A 19,946-nucleotide genomic window follows, 5' to 3' on the forward strand; every position below is an offset into this window, starting at 1 on the left:
ATCACTTCCTTAGTTTAAATATTAGTTTTATTATACCTATTAATTTTAAAATTAATATATTTTCTTTTTAAAATAATTTTTATTACAAAAAGAAAAATATTTTTTCCTATAATAATCAAATTTAATCATTATTGCTATTAATAAATATGTTAAAATACTGCTAAAAGAAAGGTGAGATTCTTATTATGAAAATTAAAAAAATGATCGGAAATAAGTATGCATTAATTATTGAAAAAGATAGAAATAAACCAATTATTCATTGCCATACTACTTTTGGTGATGATAATTTTAACGTAATTGGTGGTCATATGTTAGACGCGAAAGTTGCTATTAAGGCTGAAGTAATAATTGATATTTTAAGTAATGAAAAAATATCACAAGTTATTGATAATAAAAGTAATTTTCATATTTGAAATTTATCTTAATTTAAGATTTTCCTAATGAACCAAATTCTGTTAATAATTCTTTAGCTTTAAGTTTAATTGCTTCCATTCCTGGCTTAAAAATTTTTCTAGGATCAAACCCTTTATCTTCATTAAGTTTTCCTTCCGTAACATATTTTTCAATAACTGCGGCGAACACTTCTTGTAATTCAGTATTAACATTAATTTTACTAATTCCTAAATTAATAGCTTTTTTAACCTGATCTTTTGGAATTCCAGAACCACCATGTAATACCATTGGCTTATTTGAAGCTACTGATAAATTTTTTAACACATCAAAATTTAAACCATCTCAATTTTTAGGATACTTTCCATGAATATTATTTATTCCGGCTGCTAAAAAGTCAATTCCTAAAGCTGCTAATGATTTACAATCTTCCTCACTAGCAATCTCACCACTACCAATAACTCCATCTTCTTCACCACCAATAGTACCTGCTTCTGCTTCAACAGATGCATTTTTTTTCTTAGCATAAGCAACTACTTCTTTGGTACCTTTTATATTTTCATTAAAATCTAAATGAGAACCATCAAACATAACAGAACTAAAACCAGCATCTAATGCTTTCTTACAAGAATCTACTGATTGACCATGATCTAAATGTAATGCCACTGGAATAGTAATATTTAAATCATTCAATAGCGCTAAAGTCATACTAGCAACTGTGTTAAATCCACCCATGTATTTAATAGCACCTTCTGAAACACCTAAAATAACAGATGATTTAGTTTCTTGTGCAACTTCAAGAATAGATCTTGTTCATTCTAAATTATTAATATTAAAGTGAGCAACGGCATATTTACCTGCTTTTGCTTTATCAATCATATTTTTTGCACTAACAAATTTATTCATTTCTTTTCCTTCTTTCTTAAAATATTATAACCTTATATTATATATTTTCATAAAAAATCTAGTTGCATATATATTTTGAGAATATACAATTCATAAAAATTATAACAATTTTAAAATTAAATTTTCTTACTTTATCATTATTTTTTAATAATACTTTTAATTAATCCTAAAAATAAAGGATTTGGTTTATTAATTCTTGATGTGAGCTCAGGATGAAACTGACTTGCAATAAAGAATGGATGTACTTCTTTTGGCAACTCAATCACTTCTACCAAATCTTCTTTATTATATATACCACTAAAAATTAATCCATTTTTTGCAAGTAATGTTTTATAACTATTATTAAATTCATAACGATGACGATGACGTTCAATAATAATAGTTTGTTTATAAAGAGATTTTGCTAATGAATCATTAATTAAAGTGGTTGGATAATTACCCAATCTTAAAGTTCCCCCGATTTGATCATTTTTATTTTTGCCACGTAATAAATCAAAAATAGGATTTTTAGTTTTTTCATTAAATTCAGTAGAATTAGCATCTTGTAAATTACATACATTACGAGCATATTCAATACAAGCTAACTGCATACCTAAACATAATCCCAAGAAAGGAACTTTATTAACTCGAGTATAATTAATTGCATTGATTTTGCCTTCAACACCACGATTACCAAAGCCACCAGGAACAATTATTGCTTGGAAAGGAGAAAGCATAGAATTAATGTTTTTACTATCTAAACTTTCAGCGTTAATAATTTTATAATTAACTTTAGTATTAAGACTATAACCTGCAATTTTCAATGATTCAATTACTGATAAGTAAGCATCACTTAAATTCGAATATTTTGCCACAATACCAACAGTAACTTCTTGATTAATATTATCTAACTTTTTAACAATTGTATGTCATTCTGACATATCTGGTTTAGTTTTATTTAATTTTAATAATTCTGAAACTACTTCATCAATTTTTTGTTGTTCTAAAGATAATGGCACTTTATAAATATTATCACAATCAGGAATTGCTAAAACATGCCTGCGTTTAATATTACAAAATAAAGATAATTTATCAAAAATATGATCGGGTGGCATAGTTTCACTACGACAAACCAAAATATCAGGTTGAATACCTAATGATAATATTTCTTTTACTGAATGTTGACTGGGTTTCGTTTTAAATTCACCAACCGAATGTAAATAAGGAATTAATGTAGTATGAATAACAATAACATTTTCATGACCTTTTTCGTTTTTAACTTGTCTAATGGCTTCAATAAAAGCTAATGATTCAATATCACCAACTGTTCCACCAATTTCGGTAATAATAACATCAGCCTTACTATTAATTGCGGAATTAAAAATATGTTTTTTAATTTCATCAGTAACATGTGGTACAACTTGTACAGTTTTCCCTTCATAAAAACCATCGCGTTCCTTTTTTAAAACAGTTTGGTATACTTTTCCGGCAGTAATATTGGAGTCTCTAGTCAGATTTTCATCAATAAAACGTTCATAATGACCTAAATCTAAATCAGTTTCAGCACCATCACTAGTTACATATACTTCACCATGTTGATAAGGACTCATAGTACCTGGGTCAACATTAATATAAGGGTCAAATTTTTGCATAAAAATCTTAATATTTTTTTGCTTTAATATACGCCCAAGCGATGCTGCTGTAATTCCTTTACCTAAAGATGATACAACACCACCAGTAATAAATATATACTTTGAATTCATTAGTTTTCTCCTAAATATTAATTAATAATATCATTATTATTCATCATCATAACTATCTTCTAATGGTTGAATACTAATGGTATTTAAATCATCATCTTCATCTTCTACGTTTTCACTTAAATCTATAGTTTCATCATTATCTGTAACTGTTTCAGTACTATCAATTTCTTCTTTTGTATTACTTGGAATTTCTACTCTTGTCATATGTTCTTTAATTTCCTCTAATGAGACTTCATTACGTGGATATCAAAGTTTATCATTTTTTAAGAAAAAATTGGTATTTAAAATAATTCCAGTATAAAGTTCACCAGCAATTTTTTCTTCATCTTCTTTAGAAATATTACATTGTTTTTTAACATGTGTTCAAATTTCATTAAAACTGCTTTTTTTCTTTTTGCATAAAAAACTATATGCTACTTCTACTAATGTTTGTTTGTTTTGCATTTCTTAATCACCTTCTAAATTGTATATTATAAATAATAAAAAATATATTTTTTACATCTTTTTAGGCGCATCCACACCAATTAAATTTAAAGCATTTGCCATTATTTGTTTTATTGCTAAAACTAATGTTAATCGTTGAATTGTTAATTGTTGATCTTCACTAATAACTTTATGTTTATTATAATAAGAATGAAATAACTTAGCTAATTTTTGAATATAATTTGTAAGCAAATGTGGTTGATGCTGTTTTTCAATTTTTTGCAAAATAATTATATATTCATCTAATGTAATCAATAATTCTTTTTCCTTTTGTTCTGTTAATAAATTAATACTATTTGCAATTTCAAATTTTGGATAATTCTCTATAATTTGATTTATACGCGCATGAACATATTGAGCATAATAAACAGGATTTTCGTTAGATTGTTGTTTAGCAAGTGCTAAATCAATATCAAGATGTGATTCAACTGATCTTGATACTAAAAAATAACGTAAAGCATCCTTTCCAATTAAATCTATCATATGTCTTAAAGTTATTGATGTTCCTGCTCTTTTTGACATTTTTTGTTCTTTACCATTATCAATAACCTTTACCATTTGCATACATAAAATATCAAGTTTAGTGGCATCATTATTAAGCATATATAATCCCGCTTTAATTCGTGGAATATAGCCATAATGATCTGCTCCTCAAATATTAATTAACATATCACTACGTTGAAATTTAATATGATGATAAGCTAAGTCAGGAAGCATATATGTATAAGTTTTGTCTTTCTTAACAATTACACGATTTTTATCATCTTCAAATAAAGTAGTTTTTAAAAAAATAGCACCATCAAGTTGATAAGTATTGCCTTGCATTTCAAATTGTTTGATTAAATTAGAAATAATATTTTCTTTATATAAAAATGATTCAGAAAATCAAATATTAATTTTAACTTTAAATTTTTTTAAATCTTTTTTAATTTCTGAAAGCATATAATTAATACCAAATTCTTTAAAAATTAAAGAAGAAGTTTCATCAAAAGGTTTATTTGCAAATTTATTACCATTTAATTTCAAAAATGATTGTGCAGCAGCTAAAATTTCAGAACCACGATAACTTTCTTTTGGTAATTCAACAGCATTGCCACAAAGATTTTGATAATTTATGAAAATTGAATTGGCCAAAACATTAATTTGATTACCAGCATCATTAATATAGTATTCTCTAACTATATTATATCCTCTATGTTCTAATATATTAGCTAAACTATCACCAATAGCCGCATTTCTTGCATGTCCTAAATGTAAAAGTCCGGTTGGATTAGCACTAATAAATTCAATATTATAAGTAATATTTTTTTTATTAGATTGACCATATAATGATTTCACATTAATAATTTTCATTAATAACAAACTAAATACTTCAACATTAATATTAATATTAATAAAACCAGGAGTAATATAATCAATTTTTTTAATTAATGGGTGTTTCTGATGAATATTTTTAACTATAATTTCAGCAATGTCTAATGGTTTTTGTTTATATTTTTTTGCTAATATCATTGCTATTGATGTAGAATAATCACCTAAGTCATTATTTTTATTAATTTCAATAACAACCTGATTCAATTCTATTTCATAATTTGCAAATGCTACTGCATCAAGAATAATAGTAGTGAGTTCATTAATAACATAACTGTCCACAGTTCAGACCCCTTTCAATATCTAAAATATTATACTCATAAATTTAATTTATATCATATAAAAAAGTAAAAATAAATACTTTTTTATAAAAGTTGTTCAATTGTATCATTAACATACTGTATAAATCCAATTCTGATTAAAAATTCCAAAATAGCAACATCATTGTAATTTAAATCAATTAATTCTTGATAGTTACCAAAAATTTGATTATCAAGCACATTTCTTAATTTATCATTAATTTTTTTTGGATCATCTTCGATTTTAATTCCTGAAACTTTAACTAATTCTAAATCAATTTTTTTTTGCATTTTAACTTTAGTATTATCATCTTTATATAATTCTATTAATTTTAAATATAATTCTTGTAATAAACTTAAAGCCTTGACAAAATTACTTAGTAATTCTTGTTCATTAATTATATACGAATTTAAATTATGAAAATAATTATGATTTATCTCAGCTTCATATCTTGCTGCTTGACCGCCAGGATTAATTTGTTCAAAATAACGCAAACGTTCTCTTAAGTTTAATAATATTTTACTCATTTCCTCACTTTCAACTCTTGTAGTACTAATTAATTTAATCAATCGTATTAAATTATGAAAATTAAATTTTTTCTTACTAGCTGAAGGTTCAACTTGAATATATTTTCTTAAACAATGCTTTAATTTTAATTCTAACGATTGATATACTGAAAAAAGAGTAATATGAAAATTATCATATCCAATCCCTTTTTTAATATTTAAAATAGCGTTAACTGCATACATATTAGCGCGATCATTATCATTACCCAAAACATTAGTTAAATGCAAAGTTCTTGGAAACTTATTAATCATTGTAAGTAATGTTTCTTTAAATTTAATTTTTAACGTATTATCTTTAAATTTAATTTGATTTATTTTAACTGATTTTAAATCATTATATTCATTACCTATTATAAGGTAGGCAAAAATAGAAAAATAAACAATTACTTTTTCTTTAAAATTTATTCAAGTAAAATTTAAAGTTTTAATAGCATTTTCAATTTTTTCTTTATTAATTAATACACCCAATATCACTATTACTTCTTGCGTTGCTAAATGATACTCATGTGAATTTAAGTAAAAATCTCCTGGCGTTAAATCTAAAATATTTGGATACTCAAAAATTTTATTAATTGATTTTAAAATTTTCATAATTACCTCATTTTATAATACTTTTAAATTTCTATTTCTTTTTTAAAAAATAAATTGTATTTGGTGCTTTAATTGGATCTTGCAAAATTTGTGAGATTTTTTCTAAAGTAATATATTCTTCGTTTTTTGTTTTAATAATAATTGGATCTTTTTTAAAATAATAAAGTACATTTTTTAAATCTTGTTTAACGCCAATAACATTAGTGTTATTTTGACTTGTTAATAACAACAATTCATTTTCTCAGTTAAAACAAAATAAAATTACTTTTGATATTTTTACTAACTCATTATCTTTTTCAAAATTAATAATATCTTGCATTAACTTAATTAAAGTAGCATCTGTTCAATTTAAATATGTTTGTATTTCAACACTTTTTCCCTCAAAAATAGCAATAAAATCATGAATATTGACTTTAAATGAATAAGTTTTATCAAAATATAATTCAGTTATTCTTGAAAATAATTTTTGTAAATTAAGATCAAAAAGAATTCCGCTTTTATGATAATAAACTTGAGAATACATATGGAACCTTGTGATTAAATAATTTTCAATAGCAGAAATTGCCTTGTATGAAAAAACTAAACCCTCTTTAATATCAATTATCATATTCGTAATAATTCAATCAATATCAATACTTCCATAACCAACTCCTGTAAAATATCCATCACGCATTAAATAATCAATACGATCAAAATCTAATTGCGATGATACCAATTGAATTTGATATTTAGGATAATTTTTATAATCCTTCTTAAGGATACCAATAATAGCATTAATATTAATATTAAATTGTTTTAAAATCATGTTAATTTCAGTACTATTATCATTAATAATAGCACAAGTATAATCTTCATGAGTAAAATTTTCTTTTTTATTAACATTAAGGTTTATGATTTTTTCAAAAGTGTGTGAAAAAGGACCGTGTCCTAAATCATGTAATAAACCAGCAATTTTAATGTTTGTTTTTTCCTCTTTAGTTAATAAAGAAGAACCTTCAACTTCACTAAGAACACGATTTAATATATGGTAAACACCGATACTATGAACATATCTAGTATGAGTTGCATTAGGAAAAGCAATTTGCACACCACCAAGTTGATTAATTCATCTTAATCTTTGAAATTCTTTACAAGATATTAACGCCTGAATAACGGGTTCGCTGATATTAATATTTTTGTGTATAGCGTCACGAATAAAAGTTACTTTATAATTATTGCTTGACATAAATTTTAACCTCTCATTAATATCTTATAAATTTTAGGTATTATTAATTTTTTATTTTAATAGTAACATAATATAAAATTTTTCTTCTATTTTAGTAATTATTTTGAGTAAAAAGAACAATTTTATAATTTTTATTTATAACAAAAGCAAATATTATATTTTCTATATAAGTAATAATATTTATTTTTCTTTAATATTTAAAATTTAATTTAACATTATTAATAATGGTATCATAACCTAATAGTTTAATGGTGCTAACTAAATCAGGTCCATGCATTTGTCCTGTTGTAATAATTCTAATTGGCATAAATAATAATTTACCGTTAACATTAGTTTCTTTTTTAACTTCATTAATAATGTTTTTAATATTATCACTAGTTCAATTTTTACAATCAATAATCTTTTTAATAAATGCTGTACAAACTAAGTTACATTCATTATCATTCAAAAAAGTCTTTGCTTCTATATCTACCTTAAAATTATTTTTAAAAAATAAACTTACCAATTCATTAATTTGACTACCATATTCTAACTGTGATTGATAAATTAATAATACTTCTTTTCATCATTCAATAGTTTTGCTATTTCAATTATATTTTTCTTTAATAAAAGGTGTAACTAAAGCTAAGTATTGTTCAACATTTAATCTTTTAATATAATAATTATTCATTCACACTAATTTTTCTGGATCAAACATACTTGGTGCTTTACTTAAATATTTTGGGGTAAATAATTTAATTAATTGTTCTTTAGTATAAATTTCTTTTTCTTCATGCGAACTTCATCCTAATAAAGCAATAAAATTAAAAATTGCTTCTGGCAAATATCCTTCTTTACGATATTGATGAATAAATTGGATAATGCTACCATCACGTTTTGATAATTTTTTACGTTTATTATTAACAATTAATGTTAAGTGGGCAAAAATTGGCATTTTCCAATTAAAATATTCATAAATAACTAATTGTTTTGGTGTATTTGACAAATGTTCTTCACCACGAAAAACATGACTTATTTCCATTAAATGATCATCAATAACAACAGCAAAATTATAAGTAGCCACTCCATTTGATTTAATAATAATATAATCTCCTAAGTCTACTGAATTAAATTCAACATTACCACGAACTAAATCTTTAATTTTATAACTTTTATTAGTGGGAATTTTAACTCTAATAGCATATGAAATTTTATTTTGTAAATTTTCTTCAATTACAGACTGCTCTAATTTTAAACATGTTCCATCATACTGGAAAGCTAAAATATTTTTATCTGCTTGTTTCTTACGCATTTCTTCTAGATATTGAGGTGTACAAAAACAATAATATGCTTTTTTTTCTTTTATTAGTATTAATGCATGTTGAATATATATATTTAAACGTTCAGTTTGTTTATAAGGACCATATTTACCTGGTAAATCAATAGTTTCATCAGGAATTATTCCCATTCAACGTAAATTATCTAATTGTGAACTAATTCCATCTTCAATATTACGTTCTAAATCAGTATCTTCAATTCTAACTATAAAATCTCCTTTGTTATTTTTTGCAAATAAATAATTAAATAATGCTGTTCTAGCACCACCAATATGTAAATACCCAGTAGGACTAGGTGCATATCGTACACGAATTTTCATATTTTCACCATCTTTATTTAATTTAAGATTTTTTAATCTTATTAACTTTTTTTCTACTTTATTAGTCTTTTTTTAGAATTTAATTTTTTATTATTATTTTTAGAGGATTTCATTATTTTTTTACGATTAGTTTTAGATTGTAATTTTTCATTTACTTCTTCATCAAGAAAAATTGTAATAGTCTGTGTATCATTTGGATCAAATTCATTAGAACTTGGTAATGGTTGTTTTAATTCTGGTTCAAAATCAATTGCTGCTTCAATACGTTGACGATAAAAGTGATATGTTTGAACATTAATTAAATTTAATTTAAGTAATAAAATAACTGCTGCAACAAGTAATGCAAAATAAAAACCAAAAATTGATCAAACAATAGTTGAAGAAACTCAATTTCTATAATAAAAGCTTGGTACTTCAATCGTTCCTCCTCTATTAGGTATTATTTGTGCACTATCATTACTTCATTCACAATAAAGCAATTGACCAGAAAAACTTATCAAAAATCCAACAACAAAAATTATAAAGTTTACAACTAAAAATACAAATTTAAAACGAGGAGATTTTTCAAGAAAAACTCTTGCCGTAAAAATACAACTAATCAAACCGAAACTGCTTACAACTAAACCTATTACTGGTAAATAATAAATTGCAGTATAACTTGAAGGATTAAAACTTGGTGAAGGTTCTGCAATTTCAAAACCATAATAATATAAATCTTTTAAAGCTGTATTTTTTGACAAAGCAATTAAAAAAAATAATTCATAAATAATAAATGTGCTTAATAATAAATAAAAACTAATAAACCACCAATTACGAATTCTCATAAATCTGCCCCCCCTTATTTAATATTCAAAGTTTTTTTACTAAATTCCTTTTCTTGTTTTTTAATTTTTTTTAATTCTTGTTTTCTAATTCGTCTTTGTTTTTTTTCCATACTTCTAGTAGTATAAATTTTATAATCTGAGTTCATAAATGTAAACTTTCTACGCATAATTCAAAAAAATAGTTGTGTAATCAAAATTAAAAAAAGACTAAAAATAATAAATATTCTTGCAATAATTGGATTAATTCAATGATAATTTTCATTATATAATATTCCAGATTGTGAAATATAAGTTAATTGTACTTCTGAACTTAACATTACACTAAGAATTAATAATCAAAAAGCAGTATAAAACATTCTACTGCTATACTTTGAAGAGACAATACTTACTCTAGGAGCAAATATTAATAAAATCATACTTACAGTAATTGCAATTAAACAAACAATTGGAGCATAAAATAAATTCAAAATAGGATAATTAAAATCAGTAAGTTTTACATTATATAATTTATATTTTGATACATTAATAGCAGCAAATAAAGAAAAAATAAAAACTGATAAAAAAAGAACTATTGATATTGCCAAATAAACAAAATATGCATTTTTAGTCTTTTGTTCATATGGAATAAAATATGTTTCTTTGTTTTTAATATTATCTAAATCTTTAATTTTCATTATTTTCACCTACTTTATTTTTCATTAGGCAATTCTTCAACTACTAAAATTAAAATAATCGCTGCTATTACTTCACATATTCATACAATTAATGATATTAATGAAAAAAATAGTAATACTGGTATTGATCAAAAAACTAGACTACCGCTTAACATTAATGTTGATAATATTAATGTTGAAATAGCAGTAATTCTAAATGAAGATTTCTTTTTAAGTTTCTTTGCTGGTATCATAAAACAAATAATACTAACTAAAATTGCAATTCCAACATATGATAATGATAAAGCTAATTGCAGTTTACTAAATTCAAACCCCATTTTTTGCCCAACAAATGCATTAACTATTAATAGTATTAAAAAAGCAATACTACCAATAATTTGCACAATTGGTGATCAAAAAAGTAAAGCCCTTGAAACTTTTATTTTATTAAGAACATCAAACTTTTTAGTTTTTTTATTTGGAACATAATTGTTTTCTTGAATGTCAGAATCAGGATTTTGTAAATTACTTTTTAACATAATAATTTTTTCCTTTCTTGCTAGTATATTTTCAAATTAATTATAACAAAACTATAACCTTTTTATAATTAATATTATCTTAAAACTAAACATTAAAAAGGAAATGACAAATATCACCATCTTCAACTATATAATTTTTACCTTCAACTCTCATTTTTCCCTTTTCCTGAACATTTTTTTCACTACCCAATAATTCTATATCTTGATAATTATAAACTTTAAGTCTAATAAAACCTTTCATGAAATCTGTATGAATGATACCAGCACACTCTGGTGCTTTCATTCCTTTAATAAAAGTTCAAGCATGAACTTCTTTGGGTCCAACAGTAAAATAAGTACCTAAATTTAATAGTTTATAAGTTGCTAATACAATTTGATCAATTCCTGATTCAAAAATATTTAACTCTTTAAACATTTCTTTTTTTTCTTCTGCTTCTAATTCAGAAAGTTCACATTCTGTCTTAGCACAAACAACAATTACAGTAATATTTTTTTTGCTCATATATTGTTGTAATTGTTCAACATATTTATTGGTTTTAGTTATTAAATCTTTTTCATTAATATTAGCAATAACAATTATTGGTTTAGCAGTTAAAAAATTATAAGGTTTAATCATTAGTAATTCTTCTGAACTTAACTTTTGATTACGAATAGCAACACCATTGTTTAATTCATTATTAATTTTTTCTAATAAAGCTACCTCAGCAATACCTTGTTTATCTCTAGTTATTTGCGATTTTTTACGAACTTTTTCTTTTCGTTTACTTATTACTTCTTGATCAGCTAACATTAATTCCAATTCAATAATTTCAAAATCATTAATTGGATCAATTTTATTTTCAACATGACTAACATTAATATCATCAAAACAACGAATAACTTCGCATATTGCATCAACTGTTCTAATATTAGCAAGAAATTGATTACCTAATCCTTCACCTTTACTAGCACCTTTGACAAGTCCGGCAATATCATGTAATTCTAAAATTGTTGGTACAACTTTTTGTGGATTAAAGATTTTTATTAAATTTAAAATTCTTGAATCATTGACTGGAACGCTACCAATATTTGGTTTTATAGTAGCGAAAGGATAATTTTCAATTAATACTTGTGAATTGGTAATGGCTTTAAATAATGTTGATTTACCTACATTAGGTAAACCAACGATACCAGCAGTTAACATATAATATACACCTGTTTCTTTTACTTATATGATTACATCGTATCATATAAATTATAAAGAAAAATATAAAATTAATTATCAATTAAGAAAAATTTAATTTTGAAGTTGATTTGGATGGTAATGGTACAGTATTTACTAAATTATTAGATTCATTAATAGTATTACCAGCAAGTTCTTCATCATCGCTTTCATCATCAAAAGGATTTGTACTAACTGGTTTAGGAGTAATCTGACCAGAACAAATGCCACTATCACTAGATGCTGTTCTAGTAAGACAATGATTAAATTCTTGACGAGATGATTCAGTACTGCTTTCTAAATCACTATACTGTGGAAAACTATAACTATTAAGTTCTCTTAATATTTTATCGATATCAATAATAGAATAATCATTTTCTTCAAATTCAGAAGAAAGTGAACTTATCGCACTATCAGTACTATTTGAACGTGATAATTTAGGTTTTTTTCAATTATTCATTCATCTCAAGGCTCAGATGTTGGTAATAGTTCTGGTATACTTTGTCTTTGATAAGGTACGCTTATTTCATCTATTGATGTTTTATTATCATTTAAATTTACAATTAAAGTTCCAAAATTTTTTGTATTATTTTCTTTAACTGTCTTAATAGCTATTTTTGTTTTTTTTCATGTTCAAGATATTTTATTTATTATTTTCTGTCGTCAACTAAGTTTTTTAAATTTTGTTTTTGATAATTCTACTAAAGATTTTTTACAATTTTCAATGTCAATATCTTTAATATTATTAATTTTATTTAAAGACACTGTTTTATAATCATCAAAATTATTATAACCACTATATATTTTTAACTTATTTTTAATAATTTGATAGTTTTTATCTCAATACAAATATTTTTTCATATCTGAAGGTGTATCTTCGGTAACTCGATCATAATATCTAATAAAAGTTATATAATCATTATAAAACAATGAATTTTCTACTTTTTGGGCACTTAATTTAAAAATTTTATCTTTAATATTAACTAATTGTTCATTAAGTTGTTCAATATCTAATTTTAATTTTGCTATTACTCGTTGATTTTGAAATTGAACATTTAAATTTGTATGATTACTTAATGTTTCCCATTCTTGTTTTTTAGTTTGTAAAAGATTAAGAATACTATTGTGTAAGTCACGTAAATCATTAGCTACGGTTCTGATCTTACTATTAACTACTACTACTGAATTTCTTATCTTGCTAACCTCTTCTTTTATGGCTGCTAATCTTTTTTTTGCAATTGAACTATCTCTATTAATTTTAAAATTAATTGCAGATGTTTGTTTCTTATAATTACCTAAAAAATTTGAATGATAACTAATATCAAATATAACACTTGTTTTATTTACATTTTCTTTTAAACTTTTAATTTTTTCTTTACTATTTTCAGTAAAATCAAACGTTAAAATATTATTACTAATAACATATCTTAAATCTTCATTATTTCTTAAACGTTCTAAATGTATCAATTGACCTTCTTCTATTAACTGCTTATCATTCATTATTTCTTTATCAATAATCTCTAATAATTTTTCTTTAATTTTTTGCAAATTAATTTCTCATTCTCAATAATTAAAAGAATTTTGGTTATTAACTTTTACAAAACCTAAAATTGGATCATTAATTTTTTTAAGTTTTTCCAGTAATAATAATACATATTCTGGTATTGTTTTATCTTTTCAAGTTATATAATCATTTATTAATGTTTGTGAATCAATGATTTCTTCTTGACTTAGGAAGTTTAGATTTTCTTTAGAAAAAGTAAAATTAAATGATTTACAATTATTAATTGTAATATCTCTTATTTTATAGTCTCATGTTTTTTTGAATTTAAATATTGAATAATAACAGTAAAATTATCTCTATTTTTTTGTAAAACCTTAAAATAGACTAATTCATTTTCTTTAATAGCATCAATATTAACCAAACTATTAACTGCAATAATATCATTAACTTCTCATTTACCTAAATTTATTTTTGCTCTTTCTTCTGAAATTTGAAATGCATCAGATAATTCTTTTTGAAAACCTTCTGATAGTTTCTGATTTGTTTTTAATATATTATTAGCTTTCATAAGTTTTAATTTTGCTATATTATGACTATCATTGTCTTTAAGAATATTAGTTTGTAATATTTGTTCTTCTAATAAAAAGTGTTCTTCTAAACTAAATTTAGGTAAAATTTCTTGTTTTTCACTAGGAAAATAAACATTTACTAATTCATTAATTAATGTAGTAAAATCATACGATTTTCAAAATTTAACCCTTAAATCTTCTAATTCTTGTTTATATACTTTAAATTCTTTACTATTTTTTACAGACTTTGATAATTTTATTTCTAAATCATTGCTTAATCATACAAATTGTGAAAAAGATCCTTCATAATCTGAAAAGTTTAATAGAGAAAGATAAACTTTTGCCATATGTTCTTCATCAATAATAATTTCTTGTCCTAAAAGTTTATTCATTTCTATTTTTTTAAAGTTATCTAAAAGATTTAATAATTTAGAAACAATATAGACTGGTCTACTCTGAAATTCAATTGGTAATAACTTATATATTCCAACAAACTCAGAAAAATTATCATTTAGTAAATTATCAATTTCAGCAATTGAACCAATAGGAGGAGAAATGTTATCTGGATTTTTACTTTTTACATATCTCTCAATATTTTGCATTGAAAGAAGTGAAAATGAATTATGTACCTGATAAAAAACATCACTTGCTATTAAATATTCTTTACTTTTTAAAAATAAACTCTTTTGTAAATAACTTAACATTTGTAAATTATTAACTAATTTCATATCTATAAGTAAACTATTAAGTGTTTTTTGTTTATGTTCTTCATTTTTAACTAAAATTTCTTCGATTTTTTTAGTTACATTTTCTAATTCTTTTTTATCTTTTTTAATACCTGCTAAACGTTCTGTATCAGATAATTCTTTTTTATTTTTTCAATCAGCAATATTTTTTTCTCATTGTTGCTGTGTTTGTAATAAAGCATGAACTGTTTTTTTATCTTCATTACTTAATTTAATAAATTCTTCTATTACATTATCTATTTTTTTAATTTCAAAATCTAAGGGAGCGTACCGATGTTGTCGGTAACTAAAAAGTTTTAAAAATAGCTCCTTTCTTTTTTAAACCCTTAAATTAAAAATAAATGATAAAAGATGAGAATAAAATTCTTGTCTTTTTTTGTAATTGTAAAATTTTAAAATTTTTAATAACCGTCTTTAGCACTATTATCAACACGTGTTAGGGAACTAAAAAAGTGAACTACAACACAGTTGTTAAAAATAGTAGCTAGCATGTGGACTTGCATGAATAAATAAAAAGTGGAGTGATACCTAATAAAATATACTAACCATAAATGGTAATCCTTGGGGTGGGAGCGGATTGGAAACTAGTATATATAGACCCCCGGAGTGGGGACCAACTATTATTATTTATTTAACCAACCTTGCCACTACCAAGTGAGCAAGTGTTGGTTTTATTTTTTATTTTTTTTAAAAAATTTTTGAGCCCAGAATTGCTGGAATGAATAAAACGAATAGTGGGATTATTAATAATCTAAAAATCAAAATATATGTTCTTTATGCTAGAAGCAACAGAACATATTAGGAAAGGATTATTATGCAAATAGAATTTAAAAAAGAACAAATTGTAAAAGATAAACCACAATCTATTCTTATTGATTATGGTGAATATAAATTACAATGTCCAAAATGAATGGTTAAAAATAATACTTTTATTGCTGATGATAAATATACATATTGAGTTTTTAATTTAGAAAATATTAAAAGAGAATTAAGTGGTAATGAATTAATAAAATTATTAGAACCATATATTAAAGACCAAAAAATAACTGTTAATAAAGCAACTGCTCCAAAAGAATATTATCTTAATGATGTAAAACTTGAACAACTAACATTTTATGAACAGCATAATAGTTGATTTATTGGTGAAATAACAGATAACAAAACTAAAATTACTAATCCTTGTTTTAAATATAACATTACGTGAGAAGAGAACAGAAAAGGTTTTAAAATAAATAATCCATATAAACATGATGATTTACCAACTAATTATATAATTACTTCCTATAAAGAAATTTCAACTCATAATGAAAAAGTATTTTTGTTGAACATGTAAACAAAATAAATTAGATTATTTATTCTTTAATACTAATGATATAAAAACAAAAAAATATTTTTTAAGAAATAAAAATGGTAAAGCAATTTGTTATGACTGTATTTTAAATATTAGGTTAAGTAGGAGGTATAAATATGAATAAAGAAAAAATACTTGAATATCTTAAAGATGAATGAGAATGAAATAAAGAAATGAGAGACGATGAAAAAGTAACTAAACTTTGAAAAAGTTGTTTTAATGGAAGATTAAATCTTATATCTCAATTAAATCAAAAAATTAAAAATGGTGAATTTGATTAATAATGCAATATGACTTAATTATTGGGATTGACCCCGCTGGTATTGGTAATAATGGAATTGTTATATATTCAAATGAAACTAATAATATTGTTTTTAATGAAACATTTAATACATTAACTGTTTTATGAACTAAAAATATGTATAAAGAAAAATTTCAATTAATTAAAGAAAAATTTATTGATAAAAAAATATTAGTTATTGTAGAAAATTTCTTTTTAAGTTCAAAACAATTATTAACTAATCCATTAGCAACACCTAAAATTATTGGTGCATTAATGGTATTAGTAGAAGATATTATGAACTGAGATTATTTAGAAAATCATCCTAAAAATAAAACTAAAATAGAAAATTATAAAAGGAAATATAAAATTAACAAAACATGAACAAGATGCTTATAAGCATATTCAATATTATTTAAGGAATTATAAAAATGAAAGAGAAAGCAAATTATGTCAAATTAACAGTAAAACTAAGTAACACTATTGAAGCAAAATATTACGAAAAAGGTAATAAAGAATTATATTATAGTGTTCGTGGTCAATGAAATGGTTTAAACTATGTTACTTTAATTTTTAATAACCCAAAACTTTATAGATGCTGTATTTTATTAAACAAAAACGATGAAATTATTGTAACTGGTCAAATTTTTAATACTTTAAACATTCCTAAAAATCGTGTATTTTGTTCAATTAATGTTAAATGATTTAAAAAATGAAAAGAGTAAAAAATGATATGATGAGAAATTTTATTAATAGCACCAATATTAATAACAAGTATAACACTAATAATATTTTTAATATTTATTATTAAAGAATTAAAAAATGAATATAAAGTATTAAAAATATTAAGTGAAATTGCTAATCAAATTGAAAATAAGGAGAATAAATAATGAAATGTTTTCTTTGCATGCATGGAGAAATATATTCTCCAAAAACCTTGTATAAAATAAAAAAATTGAAAAAAATAATTTACCAAGATAGAGATATTGATAGTGAAGATTTTAAGAAAAGATATGAATATCTTTTAAAAAAATTAGGTGATGGTGATAATCAAATTATTTGAATAAATTTATTAATAAAGCAAGAAAGAAATAATAGAAAGGAGAATAAATAATGAATAAAGAAAAATTACTTAAATATATGAAAGATATAATTAAATGAACTAAAAAAATTAATTATACAAACTCTGATTTGGACAAAAATATTTTAAATTTATTAATTGAAAAAATAGAAAAAGGTGAATTTGATAATGATTAAATTAAAAGATTTATTTGGTCAAGATAAAATAGAAATATTTTCACCAAATCCCAAAGATTTAACAGATAGTAATGATATAAAAGCAATTATTTTATGAAAATATCCTAATGTTATTGCTGAATATTTAGTTGTTTCTCAACCACATGCAAATACTACTATTTTAGTTGGTGATAACGTTCACTATACAGGTTGAGTTGAAGTGTTTATTAAACCAAAAAATGAAGGAGTAAATGAAAATGCCAAATGACACGAATGTACAATCAAATAACTATACTTTATTAAAAATAATAAGAATTGGAATAAGTCCATTATCAGCAATGATTGGTACAAGTGCTTATTATGGTCAAATTATTGGTAATCCAGTATTAGGAAGTATTAATGCTTTATTATTTAGTAAAAAGTTAGGAATTGATATATGAAACTTAAATCAAATGCCAAGTACTAAAAAGAAAATATTAAATTCAAGTAAAAAAATATTATTAGGTTTAGGAACTATTGGTTTAATTAATTATGCAAAATTTACAAAAATCAATCCTAATCCTGAACCACCACCTTGATTAACAACTACTACCACAGAAACACCACCATGACCATTATTATTAACTAATGATAATAAACAACAAATGGATTGAGATACATATATTAGTTTAAGTACTTATGGTATATCAAATTTAATTGGTGGGTTAAGTGAATTAATACCTAATAGATTTGAAGTAATAAGAAAAATATGTAATATGGCAACTAGTGGATGTCTAATTTCAAGTGGTGTAGCTATGGGTATAAATAATGATTTTAATAATGCTTATGCAGTACCAACAATAGTTGCTGGTGCAAGTGAAATTATACATAATTTATTACCTATGGAAACTACAAATCATAATCAAGAAATGCAAGAAACATCATTTACAAATGAAACAAGAAGATTAATTAATAGTGATGCTATTAGTAATAATAGTGGAAGTAGTGATGTTTTATATGAAAGACCAACTACATATGATAGTTTATAAAGGAGATGATAACTAATGAATAAAGAAAAAATGATTGAATATTATAACAATGAAATTCAGACATATAAAGAAAGAATGGAACAATTAAATAAAGATATTTCTTTATTGGTAACTATTATAAGTAATTCAAAATCAATGATTGAAAGAATTAATAATGGTCAATTTGACGAATAATTAAAAATAAATAATTGAAAGGAAATAATTGAAAATGAAAGAATTTTTACATGAATTAATTATTATTGGAACAAGTGTAGGAACATTAATTTGTAGAGAATTAATTGTTTAATTTAAAAGATTTATTACAACTCCAAAACATATTAGAAGAAATAATAAAGTGATGAAACATCAAAAAAAATTAGCAAAACTTAATGAAAAAATTAATGGAAAAGAAAATAAATAATAAAGGTGTGATTTAAATGTTAGAAAATGAAACTAATGTTGAACAAAATACTGAACCTTTAACTGAAAATAATAATTTACAACAAGAGCAAGAAATTAAGATTGTTGAATTAGAAAATAAGTTAAATAAACTTAATCAAGAAATTAAAGAAAAAGAAATAATTAATATATTTAAAAAATATCAAGTTAAAAAAGAATTTTATGAATTTTTAAAATTTAAAACAAGTAATATAGAAAATTCAAAAATTGAAGAAACTATTAAAAAAATGATTAAAGAACAACCACTATTTAAAGAACCAATTAATACAGGTGGTAAACAAGAAACAATATTAACAAATCAAGAAACTTCAATAAAAAGTAGTTTATTAGATTATAAAAAGAAAAATAATTTATAAAAGAAAGGAAA

Annotated in this window: 26 protein-coding genes; 12 read left to right on the plus strand and 14 right to left on the minus strand. The window is 23.3% G+C overall.

The features are described from left to right. Window positions 1-185: 185 nt before the first annotated feature. Window positions 186-425: a PCC domain-containing protein gene (locus AACK83_RS00945; protein ID WP_338958781.1), complete on the plus strand. Its 240-nt coding sequence runs from the start codon at window positions 186-188 to the stop codon at window positions 423-425. Between the two features lies 1 nt (window position 426). On the opposite strand, the gene fba is transcribed toward AACK83_RS00945, so the two are convergent. The 14 genes from fba to AACK83_RS01015 all read right to left on the minus strand — a co-directional run bounded on the left by fba (window position 427) and on the right by AACK83_RS01015 (window position 15,228). After that, window positions 427-1,296, minus strand: a complete 870-nt coding sequence (fba, locus tag AACK83_RS00950) for a class II fructose-1,6-bisphosphate aldolase (protein ID WP_338958782.1) — start codon at window positions 1,294-1,296, stop codon at window positions 427-429. Between the two features lie 137 nt (window positions 1,297-1,433). Next, window positions 1,434-3,038 carry a CTP synthase gene (locus tag AACK83_RS00955; RefSeq protein WP_338958785.1) on the minus strand — a complete coding sequence of 535 codons (1,605 nt, stop codon included), beginning with the start codon at window positions 3,036-3,038 and terminating at the stop codon, window positions 1,434-1,436. A 36-nt stretch (window positions 3,039-3,074) separates the two neighbouring features. After that, complete coding sequence (gene rpoE, locus AACK83_RS00960) at window positions 3,075-3,482, minus strand: DNA-directed RNA polymerase subunit delta (protein WP_338958788.1); 408 nt, start codon at window positions 3,480-3,482, stop codon at window positions 3,075-3,077. 51 nt (window positions 3,483-3,533) lie between these two features. Then, window positions 3,534-5,174 carry an arginine--tRNA ligase gene (gene argS / locus AACK83_RS00965; RefSeq protein ID WP_338958791.1) on the minus strand — a complete coding sequence of 547 codons (1,641 nt, stop codon included), beginning with the start codon at window positions 5,172-5,174 and terminating at the stop codon, window positions 3,534-3,536. An 83-nt stretch (window positions 5,175-5,257) separates the two neighbouring features. Then, on the minus strand, window positions 5,258-6,349 hold the full coding sequence (locus AACK83_RS00970; RefSeq protein ID WP_338958794.1) for a hypothetical protein: 1,092 nt from the start codon (window positions 6,347-6,349) through the stop codon (window positions 5,258-5,260). A gap of 31 nt (window positions 6,350-6,380) precedes the next feature. Next, entirely contained in the window at window positions 6,381-7,574 is a 1,194-nt protein-coding gene (locus AACK83_RS00975; protein ID WP_338958797.1) for an HD domain-containing protein, read from the minus strand. A gap of 190 nt (window positions 7,575-7,764) precedes the next feature. Further along, window positions 7,765-9,210, minus strand: a complete 1,446-nt coding sequence (gene gltX / locus AACK83_RS00980; protein WP_338958800.1) for a glutamate--tRNA ligase — start codon at window positions 9,208-9,210, stop codon at window positions 7,765-7,767. Window positions 9,211-9,263: 53 nt separating this feature from the next. Then, window positions 9,264-10,034 (minus strand): hypothetical protein, encoded by a 771-nt coding sequence (locus AACK83_RS00985; RefSeq protein ID WP_338958803.1) that lies wholly within the window; start codon window positions 10,032-10,034, stop codon window positions 9,264-9,266. A 14-nt stretch (window positions 10,035-10,048) separates the two neighbouring features. Next, window positions 10,049-10,708, minus strand: coding sequence for a hypothetical protein (locus AACK83_RS00990; protein ID WP_338958804.1), 660 nt, complete (start codon window positions 10,706-10,708; stop codon window positions 10,049-10,051). 14 nt (window positions 10,709-10,722) lie between these two features. Beyond that, window positions 10,723-11,226 carry a hypothetical protein gene (locus AACK83_RS00995; RefSeq protein ID WP_252319777.1) on the minus strand — a complete coding sequence of 168 codons (504 nt, stop codon included), beginning with the start codon at window positions 11,224-11,226 and terminating at the stop codon, window positions 10,723-10,725. An 85-nt stretch (window positions 11,227-11,311) separates the two neighbouring features. Next, on the minus strand, window positions 11,312-12,409 hold the full coding sequence (ychF, locus tag AACK83_RS01000; RefSeq protein ID WP_338958806.1) for a redox-regulated ATPase YchF: 1,098 nt from the start codon (window positions 12,407-12,409) through the stop codon (window positions 11,312-11,314). 82 nt (window positions 12,410-12,491) lie between these two features. Continuing rightward, window positions 12,492-12,887: a hypothetical protein gene (locus AACK83_RS01005; protein ID WP_338958809.1), complete on the minus strand. Its 396-nt coding sequence runs from the start codon at window positions 12,885-12,887 to the stop codon at window positions 12,492-12,494. Continuing rightward, window positions 12,830-13,975, minus strand: a complete 1,146-nt coding sequence (locus tag AACK83_RS01010) for a hypothetical protein (protein ID WP_338958811.1) — start codon at window positions 13,973-13,975, stop codon at window positions 12,830-12,832. The genes AACK83_RS01005 and AACK83_RS01010 overlap by 58 nt, the downstream gene beginning before the upstream one ends. 251 nt (window positions 13,976-14,226) lie before the next feature. Beyond that, on the minus strand, window positions 14,227-15,228 hold the full coding sequence (locus AACK83_RS01015) for a hypothetical protein (protein WP_338958813.1): 1,002 nt from the start codon (window positions 15,226-15,228) through the stop codon (window positions 14,227-14,229). A gap of 832 nt (window positions 15,229-16,060) precedes the next feature. Between AACK83_RS01015 and AACK83_RS01020 the strand changes: the two genes are divergently transcribed. The 11 genes from AACK83_RS01020 (at window position 16,061) to AACK83_RS01070 (ending at window position 19,935) form a co-directional block, all read left to right on the plus strand. Beyond that, window positions 16,061-16,579, plus strand: coding sequence for a hypothetical protein (locus AACK83_RS01020; RefSeq protein ID WP_338958814.1), 519 nt, complete (start codon window positions 16,061-16,063; stop codon window positions 16,577-16,579). Window positions 16,580-16,713: 134 nt separating this feature from the next. After that, entirely contained in the window at window positions 16,714-16,878 is a 165-nt protein-coding gene (locus tag AACK83_RS01025) for a hypothetical protein (protein ID WP_338957566.1), read from the plus strand. A gap of 2 nt (window positions 16,879-16,880) precedes the next feature. Continuing rightward, window positions 16,881-17,276: a hypothetical protein gene (locus AACK83_RS01030; protein WP_338958816.1), complete on the plus strand. Its 396-nt coding sequence runs from the start codon at window positions 16,881-16,883 to the stop codon at window positions 17,274-17,276. Window positions 17,277-17,308: 32 nt separating this feature from the next. Continuing rightward, the gene (locus AACK83_RS01035; RefSeq protein ID WP_338958818.1) at window positions 17,309-17,602 is read left to right on the plus strand and encodes a hypothetical protein; all 294 of its coding nucleotides are present in this window, start codon (window positions 17,309-17,311) and stop codon (window positions 17,600-17,602) included. Between the two features lie 3 nt (window positions 17,603-17,605). Further along, complete coding sequence (locus AACK83_RS01040; RefSeq protein ID WP_338957563.1) at window positions 17,606-17,767, plus strand: hypothetical protein; 162 nt, start codon at window positions 17,606-17,608, stop codon at window positions 17,765-17,767. Further along, entirely contained in the window at window positions 17,767-17,991 is a 225-nt protein-coding gene (locus tag AACK83_RS01045) for a hypothetical protein (protein ID WP_338957562.1), read from the plus strand. Before AACK83_RS01040 ends, AACK83_RS01045 begins: the two co-directional genes overlap by 1 nt. Beyond that, a complete protein-coding gene (locus AACK83_RS01050) occupies window positions 17,991-18,134 on the plus strand; it encodes a hypothetical protein (protein WP_338957559.1) in 144 nt (47 codons plus the stop codon). Before AACK83_RS01045 ends, AACK83_RS01050 begins: the two co-directional genes overlap by 1 nt. Further along, complete coding sequence (locus AACK83_RS01055) at window positions 18,127-18,402, plus strand: hypothetical protein (RefSeq protein WP_338958820.1); 276 nt, start codon at window positions 18,127-18,129, stop codon at window positions 18,400-18,402. Before AACK83_RS01050 ends, AACK83_RS01055 begins: the two co-directional genes overlap by 8 nt. After that, window positions 18,371-19,141: a hypothetical protein gene (locus AACK83_RS01060; protein WP_338958822.1), complete on the plus strand. Its 771-nt coding sequence runs from the start codon at window positions 18,371-18,373 to the stop codon at window positions 19,139-19,141. Before AACK83_RS01055 ends, AACK83_RS01060 begins: the two co-directional genes overlap by 32 nt. Window positions 19,142-19,156: 15 nt before the next feature. Next, window positions 19,157-19,315: a hypothetical protein gene (locus AACK83_RS01065; protein ID WP_338958824.1), complete on the plus strand. Its 159-nt coding sequence runs from the start codon at window positions 19,157-19,159 to the stop codon at window positions 19,313-19,315. A gap of 242 nt (window positions 19,316-19,557) precedes the next feature. Next, window positions 19,558-19,935, plus strand: coding sequence for a hypothetical protein (locus tag AACK83_RS01070; RefSeq protein WP_338957549.1), 378 nt, complete (start codon window positions 19,558-19,560; stop codon window positions 19,933-19,935). Window positions 19,936-19,946: the final 11 nt, after the last annotated feature.

This window comes from Spiroplasma endosymbiont of Tiphia femorata, from assembly GCF_964020225.1.
Lineage (GTDB): Bacteria > Bacillota_I > Bacilli_A > Mycoplasmatales > VBWQ01 > Spiroplasma_E.